Source organism: Mesorhizobium sp., from assembly GCF_004962925.1.
In the GTDB taxonomy this organism is placed as follows: domain Bacteria; phylum Pseudomonadota; class Alphaproteobacteria; order Rhizobiales; family Rhizobiaceae; genus Mesorhizobium.
Window position 1 is genome coordinate 122346 of the sequence record NZ_SUEO01000001.1, and the last position, 23258, is coordinate 145603.

The following is a 23258-nucleotide window of genomic DNA, read 5'->3' on the forward strand; positions in this document are numbered from 1 at the left end:
CTGCTTGGCCCACGGGCCTCCACATTCGCTCTTCCCACGAGAAGCCCCGATGAAGAAGGAAGGTGAGATGAGTTTCTTTACTCATCCTTGCCGCCCAGCGGCGGGCCGACCACCAAAATGGCGGGCTCGGCCGAAAGCAGCTTTTTGGCCGCCGCCTTGACCTGTTTGAGCGTCACCCGACCGATGCTGCGGGCGCGACGCTGGTTGTAGTCGACGTCGGCCTTGTGAATCTGCAAATCCAGGAGCCGGTCTGCAATCGAGCGGGTCGAGCCCAGTTGGTCGATGGCATAGGCGCCGATCAGGTGCTTCTTCGCCGCCTTGAGCTCGGCCCCGGTCGGTCCTTGCTGCGCCATCTGCTTTACCACATCTCGCACGATGCTCAGTGTTTGGGCAGCGCAGTCCGAGCGTGTCTCTGTCGTAACCAGAAGCGAGTCAAGGGTTAGTTCAGAGCTGACGTGATAGGCAAGGCCGCGTTTTTGACGTACCTCCTCGTAAAGGCGGGAAGTCAAGTATGAGCCGCCAAGGATGTCGTTCAGCAGCACGGCCGCGTAGAAATCCGGCGCGCTAGGCTTCACGCCAGGCCAGGCCAACGTCAGCGAAGTCTGCGGCAGGTCGTAGTTCTCCTCCACCAGTTGACCGAGTTTCGGCGCGACATCGTAGACGGGGACGAGGGTTTGTTGCTCAGGCAAATCACCAAACAGCTGGTCAAGCCTTTCCCTCAACGTGTTCGCGTCAATGTCACCCACCACGGCAATATGGAGCCCGTCGCGAGCGAAAATGGCCTGGTGGAAGGCGCGGAGGTCGGACGGCGTGATGCCGGGGAGGCTCTCTTTTGTGCCTTCTCCCGGCCTTGAACAAGGATGCGCGCCATAGATCGCGCGCAGCCATTTGCGCTGAGCGATGGCGTTAGGGTCTCGCTCGCTGCCGACGATGCGGGAGACAATCTCGGCGCGGACGCGATCGATCGGCCCCTGGTCGAAGCGCGGCGCGTTCAGCGCGAGCCGAAGCAGGCCGAACGCCGCGTCCTGCTTTTTGGAAAGCATGCACACCGATCCGTAGATGTCGTCGCTTTGCGCGTCCAAACTCATTTCGGCGCCGGAATGGTCGACCTTCACCTGGAAGGCATCGCTGTCGTAATGGCCAGCGCCTTCGATGAACAGGCCGGCCATCAGTTTGGCCATCCCCTCCTTCCCGACCGGGTCCTGCTTGGTGCCGCCCTTGAAGGCAAAGCCGATGTTGACGATTTCCACTGTGTGGTCCTCCACCAGCCAGGCGATGATGCCCTTTTCGGACTTCACCTCCTGGATGTTCATCGCAGCATGGGGCCGAGCGCCGAGCGTCATCTCTTGATTCTGCGTCTTGGGCAAGAGATAGCCCGTGGTCGAACGGTCGAACGCGAGATAGTGGGCGGCAACTGCTTTGATTTGCTCGGGGGTAACCTTGCGGATGCGATTCGGCCGTTCCTCGACATCCTTCACGGTACCGCCGGTGGCCAGCGACGAGCCGTAGATGCTGGCGAGCCAGTCCAGGTTGTCTTCGGCAAAGATCATATTGCGCAAATAGTGGTCCTTGGCCTTGCCTAGTTCCTCGTTGCTGACACCATCCTCGGCAATGCGGGCAACTTCGGCAGCGGCCGCCGCTTCGAGATCGGCCAGCTTGGCATCGCCGCGCGGCGCGCCATAGATGGCGAACTTGGTGTCGTCGAGCATAGTGCCCTGGAAAAAGACGCGGGCGCTGGAAGCGATACCTTGCTGGACAGCGAGCGCCTGGTAGAGCCGGCCGCGGTTACCGCCGCCGAGAATTTCGGCCAGCAGGTCGAGCGCTTCGGCCTCGCCCGGCTTGGCGGTATGGTAGGACGGCACCACCCACTGCGTCGAAAAACTGGGCACGCTGACGCGGGCGTCTGAGAGCGTGACGGTGCGCCTGGTGTTCTGCTCGGGCTCAACCGGCCGGATGCGCGGCGGCAGGTCAGGTCCGCGCGCCACCTTGCCATAGGTCTTCTCGGCCAGCACCTTCACCGTCTCCGGCTCGACATCGCCGGCCACGATCAGCACGGAGTTGTTGGGCCAGTAGTACTTTTCATAGAAGACGGTGGCGTCGACGCGGTTCAGCTGCTCGATCTCCTGCATCCAGCCGATGATCGGGATGCGATAGGGGTGGTTCTGCCACAGCGTCGCGTCGATCTCCTCATGGAGAACGTCCTGCGGGTTGGTGTCGGTGCTTGAGCGGCGCTCCTCGATGACCACATCGCGCTCGGTCTTGACGACATCGTCGGTCAGGATGAGGTTTCGCATTCGGTCGGCCTCGAAGCTCATCATCAGCTCGAGCGCCGACGGCGCCACTGTCTGATAGAAGGCGGTGTAGTCGGAGGAGGTGAAGGCGTTGTTGGAGCCGCCGATCTCGAACACTGCGCGGTCGAATTCGCCGCCCGCATGGTTGGTCGTCGCCTTGAACATCAGATGCTCGAAGAAATGGGCGATGCCGGATTTGCCCGGCGGCTCGTCGGCGCTGCCGATCTTGTACCACACCATGTGGGTGACGATCGGCGCCCGGTGGTTGGGAATGACGACCACCTCCATGCCGTTGTCGAGCACGAAATCCCTCGCCTTGCCGTCCTCCCATGCGACGGGGATCGGAGCCGGCCCCGCGCCGACCAACTCGGACGCAACGGACGTCCTGCGAAGCCCATGAGTGCGGGGCTTGCTTGGTAGTTCTGATAGGGAGAGTGGGGTTATGGGCTGCGTTCCTGGCAAAGTGATCTGTTCCTCATTTTGAAGGATCTATGTCTCCCGAACGCCTATTGGGAGAAAGTGGATCGGCACGCGACGCCGAGCCACATGAGCCGTCAGCGTGTTGCTGGGCCTGACGCGAGCCTCATCTTTGGATGCGTCCGGGAAACTTTCGGCATGGTGAGGCCATGGGAAGTCTGCTCGTTATCCATTGGGTGTTTGCGGATACCTGAGCATGCCCCGTGCCAAGTAAGAAAGCCCCGATTCGCAAGGTTTGATCCAACCTTGATACTTGCGATATCCGACATTGTCGGGCATCCGACAGAAAGCGCCTTTCGCCGGCGCGCCGGCTATGACGCTCGCCTCCTCCGGCGTGACGACGATCCTTTGGCGGGCGCCGCGCACACCGATCTGCCCGCCTATCAGCACCGCGACATCGAAGGACAGCGCGATCGTGACTGGATGGGTCTTACGCAAACATGCAGCAGTGCCACCGCGATGGACTTCATCCGCCCCACAAAGCCCCGAGCGCGAGGGACGACGTGTAAGGCAACATGTCATCCTCGATAATGATGCCGCGCATAAAGAGGTAAGGTCCCTCGTCGTACCGGCGAGCCCCTTCGCGGGGTCTCGCGAGGGTCTGGTTTGCGAACGTCGACCGACAGCATCACGGCATGGGCGGCCCCATCGGTAGGCAAGCATTGACCGTGCCACCAGCGTTGAGGCAGCGCAGAGCCCAATTTCCCGGTGCCAGCCGGTACGTTGGAGCTTCAACTGTGGCCAGCCAAGCGGGCCGAGGCCGTGAAACTCCTGATACCCTGGACCGTCCGGATTGCAACGCACGACGCCTTGGTCTCGCGCCAACGTCCATTGACGCTCAGCGAAGCATCATGCGGACGATCTGGGAAAGCTTGGCCGGGCCGGCGCCTTCCCAGGCGCACGGGACGCGCGACGACCCATGTGGACCTTGGATTTCACTCCGCACTTACGCTGCTTTGGCCTTGTCAGCAGCCTGAGCATAAAGCGTGCTCAGCTTTCAGGGCGAGCCTCTTTCATGTTGATAGCATCTGTCGTCATTCAGGATCGCCCCATTTTCGCATGCCGCTTGCAGCTTTCAGGCTGTTGTCAGCCAGGGCCGCCATAAAGGGTCTCGTTTAACGACATTCGGGAGGCTTCATGACTCGACCACATTAATTTCGGGCGGTTCGCCGGCGCTCCGAATGGCACTTAACACCAGATCCTCTCCAAACCCGTGATGATCCAAGAGGAAAACGAAAAATCCCTAAATCAGAAAAAAGCACCGATACGGTCGGCTCCAGGCTGATGAAATTGCGGTCTCACTGGCCACGCACGATACTTGCGATGGCGATGGCCATTGCAAAGGCCGGTCAAGCACCCAAGACGCTGACAAGCACGCCTCCGACCAAAGCTCGATCGTTGGCAACCTTTCTAGCCGTATACTTGGGGCATTTTGGGACGGCCACCCGGACGCCGATTAAAACCTGCCGGTCGTCTAAATGGAATGGTTGGTCCGGGTCCTTACTGGACCTGCGCCAACCCGATCGGGCCGGCGCACAGGGGCACCCAGACAATTGGACACGTCGCCTTTGCGCGGCGGCTTGCACTTTCTCGGATGGCCTTTTTTCTCCCCGGGCGAAATCGAGCGAGCGGTGAGGCGGAGCCTTCGATTTTGCCGATCATGTCGTGTCGCTTCGATCGAACTGCCCAGACGATGATAGCGGCATTGTTGCCGCGGCCGAAATGCGTTGTGTGAAGTACGATTTCTACGCCGTATACATACTGCCGTACAGTTCGCCATGTCAGCAGCCTTGCCAGCAATCCGCCCTGTGTCCAACTGTCGTCGAATTCACCGGTGTCATTGAGGAATTCGTATGATCGCCTCGAAACCATCATTGCGACCGCGGGCGGGCGACGCAAGCTCTAGACTGCCACCGATCCGCTGGATAACCATGTTAGCGATATGTAGACCAAGGCCTGAGCCCGCAGCAGGAGTAGCACCACGACTAAATCGCTTTGTAAGCCCTTCGAGGTCGGGGAGGGGCACCACCGGTCCGGCGTTTGCAATAGCGATGGTTCCATCAGTTTGGACGGAAACTGTTGTCGGAACAGTGGCCAGTCCATGTATCAGCGCATTCTCGATCAGGTTACGAAGGAGGATCCCAAACGCATCGACATCCACTTTGCGCATCAAAGTGGGGCAGCCGTCGACGTTAAGATGCAGGCGTCCGGCATATTGCGGCTTTTTCCTCAGGTCGTCGATTTCCAGCCGAACCGATCGGACAAGATCGATCGCGTGATCCGCCATGCCAACCCCCGATTCAGCTTGAGCGAGCTGAAGCACTTTTTCGACAAGGCGGCCAAGGCTCGACAGCGCTTGCTCGATGCCGCGCGCACGCATTTTGGCCGACCCATTGGGGAGCTCGGCCACTAATCTCTGCATCTGAGCGATTGAACCTGCGATCGGCGTGCGCAGTTCATGCGCACTGTTTGCGGCGAACTCGCGTTCGGCCTCGAGAGCCGCCCGCAGACGATCGAGAAGCCGATTGACGGATGCCGCGATTGGAGCCAACTCTGCCGGGAAATCGCTCAAGTCCATTGGTGACAGATTGCCGCCGTCGCGCGATCCGATCTGCTGTCGCAGTACCTCGATTGGCCGCAGCGAGCGCCGGATCACGATCCACCAAACAGCTAAGCTAAAGGGCAGGAGCACGAGTGTCGGAAGGAAGACAAAAAGTGCGCCCTTCGCGATTGTGGTACGGCGGCCATCAAGCGGTTCGGCCAACTGATGATACACGCCGTCTTGGATCTGCTCTGTGTAGACGCGGTAATCAGCGTTTCCCCAAAAGCCGTTACTCAGGGGAGCATCAGGGAAGGGCTGCTGACCCTCTTCCGGTTCAGAAATAAGCACTACCCCGTACTTATTAATAACCTGCTCACGATAGGTCCAGTACTTTTCATAAGTTGGCAAGTGGTTATTGTATTGATCAACGTGTTTTCCATTCAAGACCTTGATCAGCTCTGGTTGTCTGTACTTTGCGCTCGCCTGGAGCAAGTCATCCGAACTTTCGTTTACATTATTGCAAAAAATGAACGCAGCAATGGTTGGGGCGGCGATCCAAACCAGGAGCGTTGCCCCGCCTAACCACGATATCAGCTTTCTCGTCATGCTGTTCGAGTTCGTCATGTGACCACGAGCCTGTATCCGAAGCCACGCACGGTTGCTATTCTATCCCCGCCGATCTTCTTGCGGAGCCGGCTGACATAAACCTCCACTGTGTTGCTCTCGAACTCCGAATTGAATGAATAAAGCGCGTGCTCGATCTTCCCCTTTGAAACGACCGAACCGGGCTGGCGTAGAAGGCAGTCGAGCACCGCCCATTCGCGTCCAGACAGGTGGACCTCCTGCCCGTCGCGGAAGAGGCGTCGCTCGGCTGCCTGTATGGAAAGCGTCCCAACCGAAAATTGCGGCTCCGGAAAATGCCCTTGGCGACGTGCCACTGCACGGATGCGTGCCGAGAGTTCCCCCAGATCGAACGGCTTGACCAAATAGTCGTCGGCGCCAGCGTTGAGCCCCTCGATGCGATGCGAAATCCGATCGCGGGCTGTCAGAATGATGACCGGCGTTGTATCAAGCCCCTTGATCAGCTCCCGCAGATAGTCGATGCCATTGCCGTCCGGCAGGTGAACGTCGAGCAAAATAACGTCGTAGCCGGCCACAGCTGCATGAACGCGCGCTCTGGACAGGTCCTCGGCCCAGTCGACCGCGTGGCCACCAGCCACCAAATGATCGTGCACAGCACTTCTAAGGTCGTCGTCGTCTTCAATGAGCAGTATTCGCATCAGGCTGCCGAGCTCCGGTATGAGGGCAAGGCTCCTGCCTTATTGATCGAAGCTGACAGTAGGCTGAACCGGCGCCAGCGAATATCTGGGGGCTTTCAGGCTGCTGTCAGCTACAATTGCAAGAAAGGGGTCGTTAACAAAGCCAAACGAAGAGGCCTTATGAAACCCCTCCTGATCTCGGCACTTTTGCTCAATGTGACCACCGGCGGCTGTACACTGGTTGGCGGGCAATTCGACGTGGCGGTCAACGAATGGCAGCCGCGCCACGCGTCAATGTCCAGGCTTGAAACTGACAGGTGTCTTAAATACGAGGGCACCGTAGCGGGTGCCTCCAGTTATCGAACAGTGCCTAGCAGGTCAGAAGTGCACTTTGACCATAGGGGTCGTCCGTATTTTCGGCGCTCGCGAACACAGTCGACGGTCAATCGATGCGCCACTGCCAGAGTCTGGAACGGTCAAGTGTTTGTTATCCCCCGTCCGGGCCATATTCTCTGCCGAGGACCAAGAAGGCCCTATTTTCGGTGCCCACGAACAGAGCCAACGGTCAATCGATGCGCCACTGCCAGGGTCTGGAACGGTCAAGTGTTTGTGATCCCCTGTCCCGGCCGTGTTCTCTGCCGAACTCGCCCTTGTAGTCGGCACACCAAAGATCGTTAGGGCGACAGCCGTTTGAAAGTGGTGTCCCCGTCGCCCTGTTGCGCCTGCGCTTGCGGCGCTCGACCATGCCGTGGCGGTCGAGCACGGCATATGCACCGTCGAGATCGCGGGCCGGTGCACATCCGGATACAGCCGGGCCAGCCGCTCGCGTATCTTCGGCGCACCCCATGTCGGCTTGTCTTGCTTGAGGCGCACAATCAGCTTCTCGATTTGAAACGGAAGCTGATTGGCGTGGCGATAGGGCCGCCGCGATCGGTCCGTCAGCCCCTCCAGGCCGCTATCATTGTAGCGCGTGAGGATCTTGTAGCCGGTCTTGCGCGAGATATCGAACTCCCGGCAAAGCACCGCCATCTTCTCGCCGTCCAGCAGCCGGGCGACGAACTTCAGCCGCTCTTCCATGACGTTACACTCCTTCCAAGGCACCTTGCTCTCCTTGCAAAGGGCCGAAAGTGTAACCCATCTATCCGGAATGAAATGTCACCCATCTCTCGGGAAGGGCAGTCATGGCCAAGGCAACTGGAAGCCGAATTTTCTTTTAGAGTATGAATCAGCGCCGTCTGCCGAAAAGCGCGTCCACGATCTTCCCTTTTGAAACGACCGTGCAGGGCTGGGGCAGACGGTAGTCGAGCACCGCCCATCCGCGTCAAGTCAGGTAGACCTCCTGCCCGTCGCGGAAGAGGCGTCGCTCGGCTGCCTGTATGGAAAGCGTCCCAACCGAAAATTGCGGCTCCGGAAAATGCCCATGGCGACGTGCCACTGCATGGATACGCGCTGAGAGTTCCCCCAGATCGAACGGCTTGACCAAATAGTCGTCGGCTCCAGCGTTGAAGCCCTCGATGCGATGCGAAATCCGATCGCAGGCTGTCAGAATGATGACCGGTGCCGATTCAAGTTCCTTGATCAGCTCCCGCAGATAGTCGATCCCATTGCCGTCCGGCAGGTGAACGTCGAGCAAAATAAGGTCGTAGCCGACCACAGCTGCATAATCGCGCGCTTCGGACAGGTTCTTGGCCCAGTCGACCGCGTGGCCACCAGCCACCAAATGATCGTGCATAGCACTTCCAAGGTCCTTATCGTCTTCAGTGAGCAGTATTCGCATCATGCTGCCGAGCTCCGGTATGAGGGCAAGGCTCCCATCTTATTGGTCGAAGCTGACAATAGGCTGAACCGGCGGCAGCGAATTATTTGGGGAGCTTTCAGGCTGCTGTCAGCTACAACTTGCAAGAAAGGGGTCGTTAACAAAGCCAAACGAAGAGCCCCTATGAAACCCGTCCTGACCTCGGCACTTTTGCTCAATGTGACCCCCGGCGGCTGCATCAGCAAATTGATTTGGGAAACAGGCGCGCCGGTTCTAACGACCGACGCAGGCCGAGGTCTGGAACAGCTGGACCAGCGAACGGCGTCTTCGGTTTTTCAGGCAACAGCCACATGGAAGAATATGATTGGCTCGACCATGCGCCGAGCTTTGTCGAACGGATTGGTCGCGGGCGCACCACCACAGATTATGGCAGGTTTACGCCCTGGCCTTGACACCCGGGGTGATCGTCACCGGCGGAGCCGCGGCGTACTGATCGGATATCCAACGTCGCTGAGTCTCTCGTCGGTGCAGTGGATCTCTCGGCTTAGCCATCATGCAAAAAACGACGGTTCCGCGACACCACTTTTCAGGTCCGTGACACAGGCTTTGTGAGCCGATCTGTTGTTCTTACCCCAGGCTAATGGCTGAACAGCTCTGTCGCCGGCTCGATGCGCCAGATGGCGCGATGTTTTGAACCCTTTCACGAGGCGACGGCAGCAGCCGACCGGCTCTCCTATCGCGGCTCCCGCGATCCACACACCCAACAAGGGAATCTACCATGGTAATGAAGGCACCGGTTGCCGACGCTAGGAATGGGTCGGTAGTAGATCGGCTGGTCGGCATCGACCTCGCTCGGGGCCTGGCTGTCTTCGGGATGTATGCCGCCCATCTCGGTCCCGACCCCGGCGAAGGAGGACTAGTCGGGTTTCTGATGGAACTAACCCATGGGCGGCCGTCGGCCCTGTTTGCCGTATTGGCCGGTTTTTCAATCCTCCTGATTACAGGTCGCAAGGCGCCGAAGTCGGGGATAGCCGGTAGACAGGCCATCGCCAGAGTCGCAATTCGTGCCCTTGTTTTGCTCGCGCTTGGCTCAATCCTGGGCTGCCTCGGTACCCAGGTCGAAGTCATCCTAGAATACTACGGAATTTGCTTCTTGTTGGTATTGCCGCTCCATCGGCTCAGCGCATATCAGCTGGGCTTGATCGCTGCCGCTACGGCATTAGTTCTCCCGCAAGTCCGTTCCTCCCTTCTGTCGGTTGCCCCCAACCTCCTCGACCCGGTCTTCAACCTCATGGTCAACGGCTACTATCCCGCGGTGACCTGGGTTCCTTTCCTCATCGCTGGCATGGCCATCGCGCGCCTTAATCTTAATACGCTAGCAGCGCATTGGCGCCTTGGTCTGGCGGGGGTCGCGCTGGCCGTGTTGGGCCATGGGGGATCCTTGCTCGCGCTGAGTTCCCGCGCTTTGACTGAAACCTCCTTGTGGTGGTCTGACGTTGACGGCGTTTTTGAGCCTTCCAAGTCGTCATTGATAGTCAAGTCGTCATGGATAGCCGCACCTCATAGCGAAACGACGCTTTCGATCGTGGGCAGCACCGGTTGCGCAATGATCATCTTGGCGGCTTGCATGCTCGCTGTGGATGCGCTCCCGCGTCTGCGAAAGCTGGTCTGGCCAATAATCGCAGTCGGCTCGATGTCTTTGACGGCCTATGTGCTGCACATTGCGGGAATAGCCTATCTTATGAAGATAAACATTTTCAAAGACGAGAGCCTGTCCACGCTCTTTGGCTTCGTTGTGGTTATCAGCACTTTTGCGGTGCTTTGGCTGCGCGTCTTCCAGCGAGGACCGATGGAAGTGCTGATGGGTAGGGTCGCAGATCTCGCGCGTCACATCCGCTGAGCACCGCCGCGCCCCGGCCTCCCGATCACATTACGGACAAAAAAGGTGGGGTTTTGTCCAAAGCTTGTTCGCGGCAGGGGAGGGTACTTCCTCCCACCCTGCCGCCTTGTTGATGGAAGCTAAAACGGTCGCGCAGGCGCTAGAGTTGGCATCGGCATAATCAGCTTAAACTCGCGAAGTTAAACCCGCGGTTGGTCTATGTCGGCCCGCCTCACCTGAAAGGCTAAGGTATCCGTTTCGGTCAAGGGTTTTAGGGGCCATTTTCGCTGCGCCTTGAGGAGAGCGTTTGCTAGGATGAGGAGCTTTCGCAACAAGATGATGACCTTTGCGGGTTTGCCTGCCGCCTTTAGCGCCTGGTATTTTGCCTTGAGGTCGGGGTTGAAGCGCAGGGCGAAGGCCGGGCATGTAGAGGGCCTGGCGAACATTGGCCCGGCCGCCCCGGATGAAGGCGCGGCCGCTCCATTTTGCCGAGGCCGGCGAGGCTTGCGGCCTTTGGTTCCGAGTTCCGGCATGTCGATGGTGAGTGTGCAGGCGGTGGCATCCGAGGCGCCATATGCTGGTCAGGATTTCGCGGCGCTGGACAGCGTCGGGATCGGCTTTCATGAGGGTAAGCATCGTCTGATCGATATCGCTGAGTTCACGTGGATCTGCTCCAGCCACTCGTTGTTGTGGCGCCTGAGCAAGGCAAGCGGTCAAGGTCTGGCTCTGGTGCTGGCTGCGGTGCGATCCCCGCACGGGCCAGGTGCCGATCGTGTCGACGATCCACCTCGCCGCGACCAGAGAGCTGCTACTCTCTTCCGCTGTTCATTCTGGCCTCTTCGCAATGAATGTCATAAAATCACCTGTCGCAATTAATGGTTTTTGATTTGGCTCCAACAGCTGGCAGATATCGCCGAGAGTTCCGCAGAGAGCGTCGAAAGTTTTGGCCGCCTTCTTCCGCAGCCGCGCCTTGAGTTTTGAGCAGACCTGTCTTGATCGGGTTGAGATCGGGCGAGCATGGCGGCAGGATCAGGAGCCAGTGCCCCTTTGGCCAACCAGTGGGCGGCGCGTACCTTGCCGACAATCTGGGGTTCCGAACCCGACAGTTGGTTTTCAACCCGACAGTGGCCCGCCTCAGAGCAGGCTACCGCCCTTCGGAGCAGGCAAAAGCTAATCGAGGTTCGCGGGTTCCGGTTTGAGTGTGCAGGTCGCTGCGCGCCTGATCTTTCGGTCTGGCGGCACATGACAAAAACCCTCATTTTGGCCGACGATACCCGGTCAGGAGCGGGTATCGCAGTCGAGAAGCGACCCGAGCACGTCCACAAGATGTGCCGAGTTTGCAAGGTGTGTCATTGTTTCTGTCAACGTTCGAGCGACAGCGCACGACGAAACGTCTGGCATACGCCTCGTCTGGCACGAGCCTCGCATATGTTGCAGTTGCTGCTGGAGATCAGGCGATCGAGTGGGCCTTGCAATTTTCCGATTTTGCTGCGCCTAAAGTCTCGTGTACAAATCAGGCTGGCGTGAATGGCCTGCCTAAGTGCGACTTATTACAAAGGAATGGATATGGCGACTGGAACGGTGAAGTGGTTCAACAGCACGAAGGGTTTTGGTTTTATTCAGCCTGACAACGGCGGTCAGGATGTCTTTGTCCACATTTCCGCTGTTGAACGAGCGGCCTGTCGACCCTTAATGAGGGCCAGAAGATCAACTACGAGGTGGAACAGGATCGCCGCACGGGAAAGTCCTCTGCAGGCAGCCTCAGCAAGGCTGGCTAACGGTCCGGGAAAGCCTTGGCAAGGTTTCGTCATCGCCGGAACGCATTGACGGCTCGAAACCCGGGCCGGAGCATGCAAGTTAATGCCGCGGCAGGGATTGCTGGAGCCATCATTAATTACTCTGGAAATGAGGCTCTTGGACGGGAAAGGCGGGGCTCATCCCCGCCCTTTGATTCCGCGCAGATTGGGCCTACGGCTGCTGCGCGTCCGGAACGACTGTTGATACGGATTTAGGCTGCGACCTTCTTGCGGGTCCGTTTCGCCGGCGCCGGGGCGGGGGCTTCCGGCTCTTTCGGTTTGCGGCCGAGTCCCATGGTCTTGGCCAAGGCGGAGCGCGCAGCGGCGTAATTCGGCGCCACCATGGGATAATCCGACGGCAGACCCCATTTGGCGCGATATTCGTCTGGGGTCAGACCATAGTGCGTCGCCAGATGGCGCTTTAGCGATTTGAATTTCTTGCCGTCTTCAAGGCTAATGATGTAGTCCGGTTCGATCGACTTTTTGATCGGGACAGCAGGTTTTTTTACAGGCACAGGCTCTTCTGCCGGTATGAGTCCAGCCGTGCCGTTTAGAGCCCCGTGCACTTGGGCGATCAGGGCAGGAAGCTCCCCCGCCGGGACGGGGTTGTTGGAGACGTAGGCTGATACAACATCGGCAGTGAGCTCGATGAGGATGTCGGTCTTGTGGGGTTCTTCTGTCATAAACTTCTCCGGGCAGCTTGAAACACAGTTGGGCGAAGTGTCGCTACATAGTGGCGGTTGCCGCTGAAAGCAAATGGATCGACGGGTGCGCTGCTCCTCCACCATTGAAGTCTCGGCGACGCATCCCGTCATCGTCCATCGCTAAAGGCAGCGTATTGAATTATGGGAGCGGTCGCGCCCGCCCCACCATAGCGATACAGCAAGACAATCAAAAAAGCCGGTCTTTGCTTGGCCCCAAATCTTTTCTCCTTTCGTGAACGCTGAGCTGCCAAGCTGCTACAGTTCACCTCGCGGGGCAACCGTGCACAACACAGGAGTCGCCCGAGCGATACATTCTTCACTTGCCGCTTATCAGCGCTGGTGATTGCACTTTGCAGCCTGCCTCCGGACCCGCAGCGCTCACGCTGTTGGTTTTGCGCCTGCAGGCGTCGGAAGTCGGATCGCCGCAGCTAATTTCCTCAGGCGGACGAATTCAACAAATCGATTGTTTGGATCGAAGGCATCCGCACCATCGATGCCTCTAGAATAGGATCCAGCTACAATCACCGTGCTGTAATGGCAGGGACGGCCAGCACAAGCGCGACACGATCCGGCGGGTCCATCGCTGCGTTACGTATTCATGGCTACTGCATCGGGCGCTCGGTCGACCGCCTTAAGCCAGGTCGCCGCATTGCGAGACGGTGACCGGCGAGGGAGAGGGCGCTCTGGCAACGAAGCGAGGCGGGTGGCCTTGCGGGTGGCCGCGTGATGTCATCCGGCTCTCCTGCCGATCTCTGCCGGCCAGATCTGGAGCAACTGTTTTGCATAGATATGGCTCTCTTCAGGGGGCCATCTATGATGGGAGCCGAGCGCGTGTTCGAGCGGGGGAACAGGCTGCACATGCGCTGTGCCCACCTATTGCGATCGTGCTAACCTTGGTTGTTCGGACTTGCCGTTAAAGGCAAGCGACAGATTGAAGTTATGCTGCACCATCTGATTGCCTGGCTCGTTTTCGAGAGCTCGCCGATACAGGGCCTGTGCCGCGTCATGCCGCCCCTCAATGTCCAAAATCACGCCCTTCGCATTCAATGCACGTACGTTTCCTGGGGCTGCAACCAAGACGCTGTCGAGCACCTCAACCGCTTCGTGCGGGCGCTTCTGGCCCACCAAGGCATTTGTAAGTCGTATCGCCGCATCAACATTGTCCGGGTGCTGCTTCACCTCATCCCGCAAAGCCCGCTCTTGAACATCCTGACCAACTTCGCGCAAAATGCGTTCGCGCATAGCCGGATCGATTTGATCGGCGCTGAGCAACTCGGGGGAAGATGTCTCCTGCACGGAAAGAGCCGGCTTTTGCCAGCTGGCGCAACCGCCCAAAGGCAGAATGGCGAGTAGGGCAAAAAGAAGTGAGTTCCGGCGCAGAAACATAGGCGATGGAGAAACTGTATTACTATTCATATTATCTCTCAGTTATCGGGGAGGCGCGTGGCGTTCAGTTAGGAAAGGTGGGACTACTCTAACAATCCGCTGTTCGATCCGTGCGGGAGTGTGACGGATCCTGCGGGGCGAATTGTAAAGTCGGAGGCGAGGTCTTGATAAGACAGCACGGCGAGATCAATCCCGTTTCGCGTCAGAAAGCCGCGGACGAAACGTCGGACATCCATCGACGTCAACAGAATAGGGCGGGTTTGACCCGGTTCTGCGTTCGAAAGGACCTGACGTATCTGTGATAGCATCGCTTCGCTTTGCCGATCCTCCAGTGCGAGATAGGGGCCTGCATCCGAATCTCGAACCGCGCCACGCATCACATCCTCGCTCTCGCGCTCGACGACCAAGGCGGACACGATGCCCTCCGTGTTGGCATGGCGGTGGCAGATCTGTCGCTTCAAACCAGAACGGACATATTCCGTCAGCAGGGCAACGTTTTGCTCACGCTCGCTCCATTCGGCCAATGCCTCCAACACGAGACGGGTGTGGCGGATTGGGATACCTTCCTCCAGGAGGCGGCGCAGAACATCGGCAATCCGAGGAATCGGCGTCGTGCGTAGCACCTCTTTCACAAGCTCAGAATATTCCTGCTCCATTCGGCCCAGGAAATGTCGGGTCTCTTGGATGCCCACCAATCGCGGTGCGTAGCGGGTCAACGCTGCATGGACGCGCAAGGCGAGGAGTTCGCCGGGAGCCCTATGCTCCGTGCCGGCGCCCGTAAGGGCCTTTGCAGGGGTATGTTCAACCGGGAGTCTGTCCGTTTTCGGCTCACGTCTAAGGGGGACACCGCTCGAGTCGACGTGCGCTACATCGGCTCGGAGCGTCATCTGGTTTGGATCTAAGGCGTCCTGTTCGACTGGCACGCCCTCGACATCAATCCGGAATTGCGATGCAGGCAGCTGCTCGTCAACCAAGACAGGGATGCGAGGAACGATAATGCCCAGATCGGCTGTGACCAGGAGCGAAACGCGCCCAATATGTTTTTGCAATTCGGCTTGATCGACCGCCTGCATAAGATCTGGCGCTAGAAAAAATGCGATCGGGAATTCCTTCGCAGGCGCGGCTTGCTTAGGCTCCGCTGCAGTTCCACCTTTCGCATCGGCAGTGCCGGCGCCCAGCACATCAGCCTTGACAATGCTTGCCGCAGCGAACACTGCGGCCAGCATCAGAAAGACGGGGAGGGGAAACCCAGGAACGAACCCCATTACAACCAGGACGCCGGCCGCCAGTCGCAAGGCTCGAGTGCTGGCCGTGAGCTGACTGACCATTTCGGTACCGAGGTTGATCCTCGCCGTCCCAGTCACACGGGTGACGATGGTCGCCGCAGTAATGGAGAGCAGAAGGGCCGGAATCTGCGATATCAATGCATCGCCTATCGTCAGCAGAGTATAGTGATGCAGTACCTCGCCGAAGGACATGCCCTTGGAGAGCAGGCCGATCGAAATTCCACCCAGCATGTTGATGCAGATAACCACCAGCCCGGCGATGGAATCGCCCTTCACAAATTTCATCGCGCCGTCCATCGCACCATAGAGTTGGCTTTCCTTCTCTAATTCGGCGCGCCGCCGGCGGGATTCGTTGGCATCGATGTGGCCGTTGCGTAGCTCTGCGTCGACCGCCATTTGCTTGCCCGGCAGAGCATCCAGCGTGAAACGCGCCGCCACTTCTGCCACCCGTTCGGCACCCTTCGCGAGGACCATGAATTGCACCATGGTGACGACCAGAAATATGACGAAACCCACCACGATATTGCCTGAAATGACGAAATCGCCAAAAGTATGAATAATGCTGCCGGCCTCCCCCTCGGCCAGGATCAGTCGCGTCGTTGCGACCGTGAGCGCGAGACGGAATACAGTGGAAATCAAAATAACGCCGGGCAAAGAGGAAAAATCAAGTGGAGTACTGACATACAGGGCAACCATCATCAGCAGTATGGCCAACCCCATATTGAATCCTATCAGGGCGTCGACCACCACGACCGGGATAGGCATGACCATCATCGCGACAGCCAGAAGCAGCATCAACGCAACCATTAAATCCGGGCTGGCCGGCGCACGCTTGATGAAGTCACGCAGGACGTTGGCCATCGAGACACCTTTGCAATCGGTTGAGACTTACTCTGCTGTTACGCCATGAAACGTGGCTTTCGAACTCCGAAGGCGCCTCAGCCTTGGCCAGCGCGTGACCCTGCATGAGAGCCACAAGCAGGCGCGAAATGGCTGGGCAGCAAATGTTTCCAACGCAGCCAGCTTGTCAGCACCGAGCGCGACAGGATGTTTGGCTGGCCATAGAGTGCTGCTTGATGGGGCCTGCGAGCTTTCAATATTGGAGAGCAGCAATGCGGCCATTCCTGCTCAGCAGCACACGGCTGTCCTCAATACGATCGACCACCCATCCATCAGCCAAAATGGCGCCGACAAAATACTTCTCGCTGTCGATGACAATATATGGTTGGACCCCATGCCACACAGCTTCGACCGCGATTGCGGATGGCGCCTTCTCCTCTTTGATGAGCACTCCGTTCACCAGTGTTAGAGTACCCTTGGTGCGACGATCGAACGATTGCTGAAGCTTCTGCCAGCTGATGACCGATTCAGACGTGACGGTGCCTTCGGCGGTCACAACACCCTTTGCCGACCCAATCTTGACGTCGAGAAGACCCGCTCGATCGACTTCCTCCTGCAGCTCTTGGGCCGCTGCCTCCGTAAGTTCATTGTCAGCGCGGTGACTGATCGTTCTGGACGCGACTTCAGCCCGAAGTGAATTGGGGCTCGATCCACTTGCATTGCCAAGATAGGAGATCGTGCCTGAAAGCGCGCCGATCCCGAGTGAGCTGATTATGACCATGGCGAGCACACCGATCGGTAGGCGCGGTATGCCGGTCGAACCAGGCGGCTCTGCATCCTGCACGGACAAAGCAATGGACATCTCGCCTACGAGCAGGACGACAGGAAGGGGCACAACAACGGACTGGCCTGCGGCGATATTCCGGTTGCCCTCGATACTGAGTCCGGGTGCAAGCGCCTCCAGTTCGATCGACTTGCCAAGAAGAGTTACACGAAGGTGATGCGGTGCCAGTCCCTGCTCGACAAAGACCAAATCGGCATCGAAGCCGCTGCCGATTAAACACTTTTGAAGATCCGTCTTGCCGGTCAGACCGCAATAGTGCCCCGAACGCACTTCGAAACGGAGGGAAACGGCGTCATCCACAGAGCATCTCTCAAACAGGATAGAAGCCGCATGGCAATTGCCATGCGGCTCATTTCGGGACTACGTCGCGTCAATAAGGAGACGCGCTAGGGGGCAGTCTAAAACCCGCTTCCGACATTACGAAACGCGTTCGTCGGCGGCCTTCTTGATGGTCTGGAGATTGGTCGTTAGAGTGCGCAACTGGACACTCCTTTTCGTCGCCTCCAAGCTAACATTGGTTAGTTCCTGCACTTGCGCCTGAAAAGCAGTAGCATCAGCTCCGCTTGTATTGCCGGGAGTGCCACTGTTAGTTTTATCGGTATTGCCGGCGCTACTGGTATTGGTATTGCCTGATTTTTTATTATTATCAACTGCAGCCATGATCATTCCTTTTTCTGTTGGAGTTGTGCCGTCAATAACGGCCTGTATGACCTCACGCCGGATTTTACCGCGTCAGGCATCTTCTGTGTCATCCAAAGCTTCATCGGCCTCAGCCATCGCATCGTTCGCGAATTGGAACGCGAACGATCGCAGGATACTTTGGAAGGCTTCACTTTGTGCTGCAGACTGTGAGTTGTCTTGAAGTTGATCATTTGAAACGGTCCGGTTATCCGCCCGATCGTTCCCGCCAGCTGGCTTGCCATCATTCCCACCAGCTGGCTTGCCATCATTGCCACCAGCCGGCTTGCCATCATTGCCACCAGCCGGCTTGCCATCACCAGAATGCTCGGATTTCGAATCCCCATGGCCCTTTCGGATCAAGGAAGTCCCGAGGTTGCCAACTCCACTCCCAATTGCTGCTATCATCAGGTACTCCGGCATTTGCCATTGGCGGCGACGTGTTAAAGGTTAACCTCGATCAAGCTAAGGGCGGGAGCTTTCGAGAACCTGACGGCTTTTGACAAAAACCGGCCAGCGCAAAAACGTATGCTCTGCAGGATGTTGCTCTCGCATCGAACAGTCGACCACGATCTCGGCTGTTCGGCCAATCCCGCCGTCCACGCATGCCGCGACCGAATGGCAGCCGCAGCAGCTCGTTTGCATCCTCGATGCTGTGGTGTCGAACAGGAGACACGGTCCACGTGCTGCATGACCGCAATGACCGTATTCTTGCTGGCTCCACGGGCGCACGCAACGAGCAGGAACTCGGTCTTTGCATCACCATTCTCTCGCCTGCACATCACGGCCCGGCGCGGTGAGCTCATTGGCTTCGAGAAGGTCGGCGACCGTACGAACATGGGATGGTCTGCCGGCTTTGGGAGGCCGGTGCGGATCCTCTTCTCACCATATCGAAAGCTTGAAGCGGTCGGATTTTCTTGCCCTGTTCGTGAGAACTCCCATCGTCAGCTAATCGTCAGCCAAGCGGTCTATCTAGGCCGGCCGTGCCTGACCTTCGGATCCAAAGGTCCCGTCTCGACACTTTTTGTAACTATAGATCGAAATGGTTTCCCGCGCGATACGCAACGCACACGCTTCTCTGAAGCAAATGTGTGACTTTGTCGGTGGCGAACGAGAGGAGTGACGCCTCAATAAAATCGTCAGGCACGTGTCTAGGAAGGGGAGCTAGCCGAGTTGGTCTGATTTCATTCGCTGTTCCTGGAAATCGGCGGACTGAAGCGCTGATAATCTCAGGACATCGATGGCAACGTTGCGAAAGTCCTGTGAGCTCGGGCCAATCTTGGCCTGCTACTGAGAAGCACTTTGGCGGGAACATTACGCCGTCGCGGGTCTGGCTGACCGTGACGTTAACCGAAAGATGCCGCTGGTCTCGTCAGCCGCCAGCACAATAGCAGCACATTCTCGCCTACTACGGAGACGCAATATGAAGGGCATTGGCCGACCACGGAAATCGCAGGCTGAAACTGGAGCCAGCCGCGCGGGGCGGGCGAGCAGTTCCCTTTCGCAATCAAGTCTTGCTGCGGGAGAAGGTGGACAGTCATTCGATTCCGTTGTGGAGCAGATGCGCTCTGGGGACGCCGATAGGAGGCCCTCCTCCCTTCCAGTTGCGCGCGGTCCAGGCGATGCCCGCGAAAGTCTGCCAGGCGCCTCGATTGGCGAAGATCAAATCCTGAACGCACCGCCACGTGGAGCCGCTGCGCCACCACGCGGAACCGTAGCGCCACGTGGCGCAGCCGCAAGGCGGCGCGGTTCTCCCTCCATGTCTGAGGGCGAAGCCATGGCGCCGGTCGGTAGCCAACTATCAACCGCGCAGGTGGAAGGCACCAGCTCATCGTCAAATGAAGATATCAGTCCGACACAGCTCAGAATGAACAGTCTTGTTCAACAACTGACTGATTGCGAGGCTGCGGCCAGGAAAACCGACGTCCCCGAGGAGGCGGTGGAGCTGATCAGTCGGGTCGTCGATGCAGCCTCAGCAATTCTGGAGTACCGCGCTAGCCTGCCTGCGGCTGAGGCGCAGACAATTATGCCAGACGACAAGGTGCGTAGATGTTGCCAGATCGTGTGCGACGCCGCGAATGAAGTAGACAAACTTGGCCTGTCGACGATCACGAAATTGGACAAAAAGACCAAGAAAGCGGCAGGTATGGTCGATAAACTCTACTCCTACTCCCAGGCGGACCGGCAGGAGCTGTTGATTTTAAATGTGGAGAACCACCATACGGCGGCAATTAAGTGGTGGGAAAAAAAGGCATGGCGCTCCGAACGGCAGCGATCCGCCTGCGCTGCCACCGCTAGCCTATCCAGTGGAACGCCCGTGATGCGGGAAGCCGAGCGGTGCGCACTGCGGCTGCGTGCCGGCTCGGTACTGAGTGTCAGGATCTGGCTGGTCCGTGAGCGGATCGGTCTTGCGCGGGCCAAGATTGAACTGCGGGCGAGCAGGTTCGAGCCAGATTTGAAGGAACTCCTCGTCGGTCGAAATGGAGTGGTGCAGCTGATGGCAAGCGCCGGTCAAGAAACTCTTCGCGCCCTCTCTTTGGCGAAGGGCATAATGGATGATGGCAAAGCACTCAACGCTCATGATTGCGCGGTTGTAGAAAAAATCATGGAGCGGCTTTCGGATTTTGGATTGGCGTTGCACGAGGTGCATACCAAGCTAAGCCATACCTACCCAGATGCCGGCCTCCCATTGAAACTGTTCGAACGGATCGTGGACGATGCATGGATCACTGCGCACGATGCCATGCACTTGTTGAACCTGCAGTCTCCGCCGTCAGCCATCATGGCGCCACAGGCCCAGGCGGGCGCTGCGATGCCGGCCAGGGCAGGCGCTGCGATACCGGCTGACACTGCTGGTACGGCTGCAGTGTCAGAAGGCACTACAGCGCGAAGGAAAGGGAAGTCAAAGCATAAGTCGGCAGCTCGCGCCGGGACTTCTGCCGCCGGGCAGCCATCAACACCAGTCGCTGCGAACGCCGGCACAGTGCCAGCAGCCAAGGTTCTCGCGCGCTCGGATCAAGTTGCGAGTACACAGGTGAGAGCGCAAGAGGTGGCTGCGAGTTCGTCGGGGGCAGGCTCGACAATCGGGGGCGCCGCGTTGTCAATGGAGGTATTGACGGAGCGGCTCAAACGATTGGACGAACTTTTGCAGTTCGATCTGGCCGGTCAGCAAAGCGTCGTCTCCCAAGTGCGCCAGATGAAGCCTGAGGAGGCCGGTAAGGTCGTGGACGATGTGGCCCAGTACCTGCGAGCCCAGGCCATTGAGATGCAAACCTGTCTCGCCGGGTTGCAGGGGCGTAATGTACGCCTGCTACTCACCTCCACCCAGCTACCCAAAGTGCACGAACGCACAGACCAGCTCAAAGGGTTGCTGAACATGGTGCTGGGACAGGCCAACGCATTGAATGAAGGAAAAGCCGGCATTACGACTGATTGCATGAAGACCTACGCATTTCCGGCGCAAAAATACCTGGAACATTTGTGCAATGCCGACGAATTGATGCCGCCGGAGGCACCGGTCGCGCTGCGTGGCGAGCCAGGAAAGCTGTTTGAGATGAAGCTGCAGCCCAAGATGCTGGTCAATGGTGCGATGCCGAGCCCGATGTGGGTGCACATCCACACGAGTCGCCCCGTCATGGCCAGAAACTTGGAAGGGCTGGCTGATTCCGAATTCACCGCTTGCCACGTTAAATCCAACGAACAGCGCGGCTACAATCGAGAGCGAGAGGAAGCCGATGCTAGGTCCGGTCGCGAGAAGGTCATAATTCATCGCGGCAAACTCACCCCCGCTTTCTGTAAGTCCTTGTTGACCTCGGGGCTTGGCCGCCAACCACGCCATTCGCGTGCCGAGCTCCCGTCGGCGCAGGCTGCATGACAGGGCACGTACTTTGGGGTCTAGGGCAGAATGCGGCCGGCCACGCTGTGAGTCAGCGAGCATTTCTCCTGGCCAAACCGCGAATGCCGCTGCGCGAGTTGCGGTCCGGCGATTGGAGTCGATCGGCTACCGTCAGGGCCGATTTGCGATGTCGCGTTACCTGCTGTTGACGTGGCGGCGTATCTTGCCTCCCATCCAACTTATCGCCGAGATCGCGCCGCCAAGATCGAGGCGGAAGGTCTTCCTGCGAGCGCGGAGCAGGCATAGCCGATCCGATCGGGATCGGCGCATCGCAACGACCCAACGGTGTGGTGGAGAAAATTGGATTCGGGAGAGCTCGTATCCAAGAGGCGGAGTTCCGGCCCGAATACAATCCGCTCGCAAGCACCCACGATGCGCATCCGCAGTTTATTGTCTGGGAGATGGGCTGGATTGCTCGGCGGCGCTGGCGCTAAGGCGGGGCTGTCGCCGGACAATTAGCATTCACTGCCAACAGCCTTGCAACCGTCACCAGTTGCAAGGCTCGGCGGCGGGTCGACAAATCACATGAAATCGTCGTCGGACCCGCTATCGCTGCTGTCGCTGTCCTCGGTTTTGTGGAGATAGAGTGGAGGTTTGCCTGCACGCTGCCACTCACCGGCACTGTTCTTCGTCCATTTGTCGGGATGCTGCGTAGGGTCAAGCACCAGGTCGCCATGATCCACTTCAACAAACCCCATCGTCTGCGCGCGCGCTTGTGCTTCCGGATTAGCCGCACGCCAATTCAGCAACGGTCGGTCGCCGTCTATCCGAAGTTGATGCTCCAGCAGAATATCGCCCGCATTTTCGACGAGCGGATGGGCGACTTGAAGATCCACTATGGAAGTGACCTCAGTTCGACCAGGAAATTGTTCCCGCCAACTTTCCGATTCGAACTCGTTCATGCTGAATCCGCCTTCCATTCTCAGCAGTCCGGCACTCCGGTCTCCCAATTGGTAACTGAAATATCGCGCGTGCTCCGTATCTCGACGGATGCCATATTGCTGAGCAACGTCCGCGGTGCGCCTGGCTCGTGACGATACGAACTCCGAATACTCTTGAGGATTGTCGGCGATGTGCGTGATTTCATCACCATGAAATTGCCTCACCTGTCTCCTGAAGGAAGTCCTGTTGATCTCCACCACAGGAGGTCGGGAATTGAGGGAGTATGCTTGGGGAGCCGCCGATGATGAGGCGCCGCTACCTTCCGATCCGGATAAGTGCATTCGGGCAAATGTGTCCGCGAACCCTTCGCTTCCTGCATCCGATTGCTCGCCGGCATTATGCGCGCGGTAACTATCGGATGAGCCACCAATTCGACCATACATGACGATTCGTACTCCTATGTTTCGCAACCGAGCTCAAGTTAGCACGGCTGTTCAACATAGGGCGCTTAGTTGACGACTAGCTGACGAGGGCATTCCAACGGCTGCACCAATCAAATCCGCACTGCCGGCCTCAAAACCTCGGACTGCGCCACGCACCGGCCAGCAGAGGCTGCAAGGTCATGCCCGGAGGACTTGCCGTAGTTGCTGGGTGGCAGATCCGAGGGGAGTGATTGCCCCAGGCCCGCGGTTGCGCGGTTGGCCTGGCAGAGACACTGGGGCACGGATGGCCAGCCGACATTT

General features: G+C 58.4%; 14 protein-coding genes and 3 pseudogenes. 4 read left to right on the top strand and 13 right to left on the bottom strand.

Annotation, left to right across the window (positions count from 1 at the left end):
- Nucleotides 1-77 precede the first annotated feature (77 nt).
- From E5W87_RS00620 to E5W87_RS00645, 6 genes and pseudogenes are all read right to left on the bottom strand, one after another.
- On the bottom strand, nucleotides 78-1343 hold the full coding sequence (locus tag E5W87_RS00620; RefSeq protein WP_245467689.1) for a pitrilysin family protein: 1266 nt from the start codon (nucleotides 1341-1343) through the stop codon (nucleotides 78-80).
- A 9-nt stretch (nucleotides 1344-1352) separates the two neighbouring features.
- Nucleotides 1353-2657: pseudogene (locus tag E5W87_RS00625) on the bottom strand (M16 family metallopeptidase); the annotation flags it as partial.
- A 1948-nt stretch (nucleotides 2658-4605) separates the two neighbouring features.
- On the bottom strand, nucleotides 4606-5934 hold the full coding sequence (locus E5W87_RS00630; RefSeq protein WP_128242925.1) for a HAMP domain-containing sensor histidine kinase: 1329 nt from the start codon (nucleotides 5932-5934) through the stop codon (nucleotides 4606-4608).
- Complete coding sequence (locus tag E5W87_RS00635; protein WP_127294589.1) at nucleotides 5931-6590, bottom strand: response regulator transcription factor; 660 nt, start codon at nucleotides 6588-6590, stop codon at nucleotides 5931-5933. Before E5W87_RS00635 ends, E5W87_RS00630 begins: the two co-directional genes overlap by 4 nt.
- A 619-nt stretch (nucleotides 6591-7209) precedes the next feature.
- A pseudogene (locus E5W87_RS00640) lies at nucleotides 7210-7646 on the bottom strand (helix-turn-helix domain-containing protein); the annotation flags it as partial.
- A 244-nt stretch (nucleotides 7647-7890) separates the two neighbouring features.
- Nucleotides 7891-8349, bottom strand: coding sequence for a response regulator transcription factor (locus E5W87_RS00645; RefSeq protein ID WP_224570033.1), 459 nt, complete (start codon nucleotides 8347-8349; stop codon nucleotides 7891-7893).
- Between the two features lie 754 nt (nucleotides 8350-9103).
- On the opposite strand from E5W87_RS00645, the gene E5W87_RS00650 reads away from it, so the two are divergent.
- The 3 genes and pseudogenes from E5W87_RS00650 (at nucleotide 9104) to E5W87_RS00660 (ending at nucleotide 11982) form a co-directional block, all read left to right on the top strand.
- The gene (locus E5W87_RS00650) at nucleotides 9104-10225 is read left to right on the top strand and encodes a DUF418 domain-containing protein (RefSeq protein WP_292317987.1); all 1122 of its coding nucleotides are present in this window, start codon (nucleotides 9104-9106) and stop codon (nucleotides 10223-10225) included.
- Nucleotides 10226-10540: 315 nt separating this feature from the next.
- Nucleotides 10541-11080, top strand: a complete 540-nt coding sequence (locus E5W87_RS00655) for a hypothetical protein (protein ID WP_128242923.1) — start codon at nucleotides 10541-10543, stop codon at nucleotides 11078-11080.
- Nucleotides 11081-11770: 690 nt separating this feature from the next.
- Nucleotides 11771-11982, top strand: a pseudogene (locus tag E5W87_RS00660) (cold-shock protein).
- Between the two features lie 230 nt (nucleotides 11983-12212).
- Here the strand turns inward: E5W87_RS00660 and E5W87_RS00665 are convergent.
- The 6 genes from E5W87_RS00665 to E5W87_RS00690 all read right to left on the bottom strand — a co-directional run bounded on the left by E5W87_RS00665 (nucleotide 12213) and on the right by E5W87_RS00690 (nucleotide 18146).
- A complete protein-coding gene (locus E5W87_RS00665; protein WP_127294595.1) occupies nucleotides 12213-12683 on the bottom strand; it encodes a MucR family transcriptional regulator in 471 nt (156 codons plus the stop codon).
- An 894-nt stretch (nucleotides 12684-13577) separates the two neighbouring features.
- Complete coding sequence (locus tag E5W87_RS00670; RefSeq protein ID WP_245463404.1) at nucleotides 13578-14120, bottom strand: tetratricopeptide repeat protein; 543 nt, start codon at nucleotides 14118-14120, stop codon at nucleotides 13578-13580.
- Between the two features lie 53 nt (nucleotides 14121-14173).
- The gene (gene sctV / locus E5W87_RS00675; RefSeq protein WP_127294597.1) at nucleotides 14174-16237 is read right to left on the bottom strand and encodes a type III secretion system export apparatus subunit SctV; all 2064 of its coding nucleotides are present in this window, start codon (nucleotides 16235-16237) and stop codon (nucleotides 14174-14176) included.
- A gap of 232 nt (nucleotides 16238-16469) precedes the next feature.
- Nucleotides 16470-17360, bottom strand: a complete 891-nt coding sequence (locus tag E5W87_RS00680) for a hypothetical protein (RefSeq protein WP_127204234.1) — start codon at nucleotides 17358-17360, stop codon at nucleotides 16470-16472.
- A gap of 117 nt (nucleotides 17361-17477) precedes the next feature.
- Complete coding sequence (locus E5W87_RS00685; protein ID WP_224570034.1) at nucleotides 17478-17720, bottom strand: nodulation protein NopA; 243 nt, start codon at nucleotides 17718-17720, stop codon at nucleotides 17478-17480.
- Nucleotides 17721-17792: 72 nt separating this feature from the next.
- The gene (locus tag E5W87_RS00690; RefSeq protein WP_127294599.1) at nucleotides 17793-18146 is read right to left on the bottom strand and encodes a nodulation protein NopC; all 354 of its coding nucleotides are present in this window, start codon (nucleotides 18144-18146) and stop codon (nucleotides 17793-17795) included.
- A gap of 1351 nt (nucleotides 18147-19497) precedes the next feature.
- On the opposite strand from E5W87_RS00690, the gene E5W87_RS00695 reads away from it, so the two are divergent.
- The gene (locus tag E5W87_RS00695) at nucleotides 19498-21612 is read left to right on the top strand and encodes a hypothetical protein (protein WP_292393022.1); all 2115 of its coding nucleotides are present in this window, start codon (nucleotides 19498-19500) and stop codon (nucleotides 21610-21612) included.
- 542 nt (nucleotides 21613-22154) lie between these two features.
- Here E5W87_RS00695 and E5W87_RS00700 read toward each other — a convergent pair.
- Nucleotides 22155-22958 (bottom strand): hypothetical protein, encoded by an 804-nt coding sequence (locus E5W87_RS00700; protein WP_024505378.1) that lies wholly within the window; start codon nucleotides 22956-22958, stop codon nucleotides 22155-22157.
- Between the last annotated feature and the right edge of the window lie 300 nt (nucleotides 22959-23258).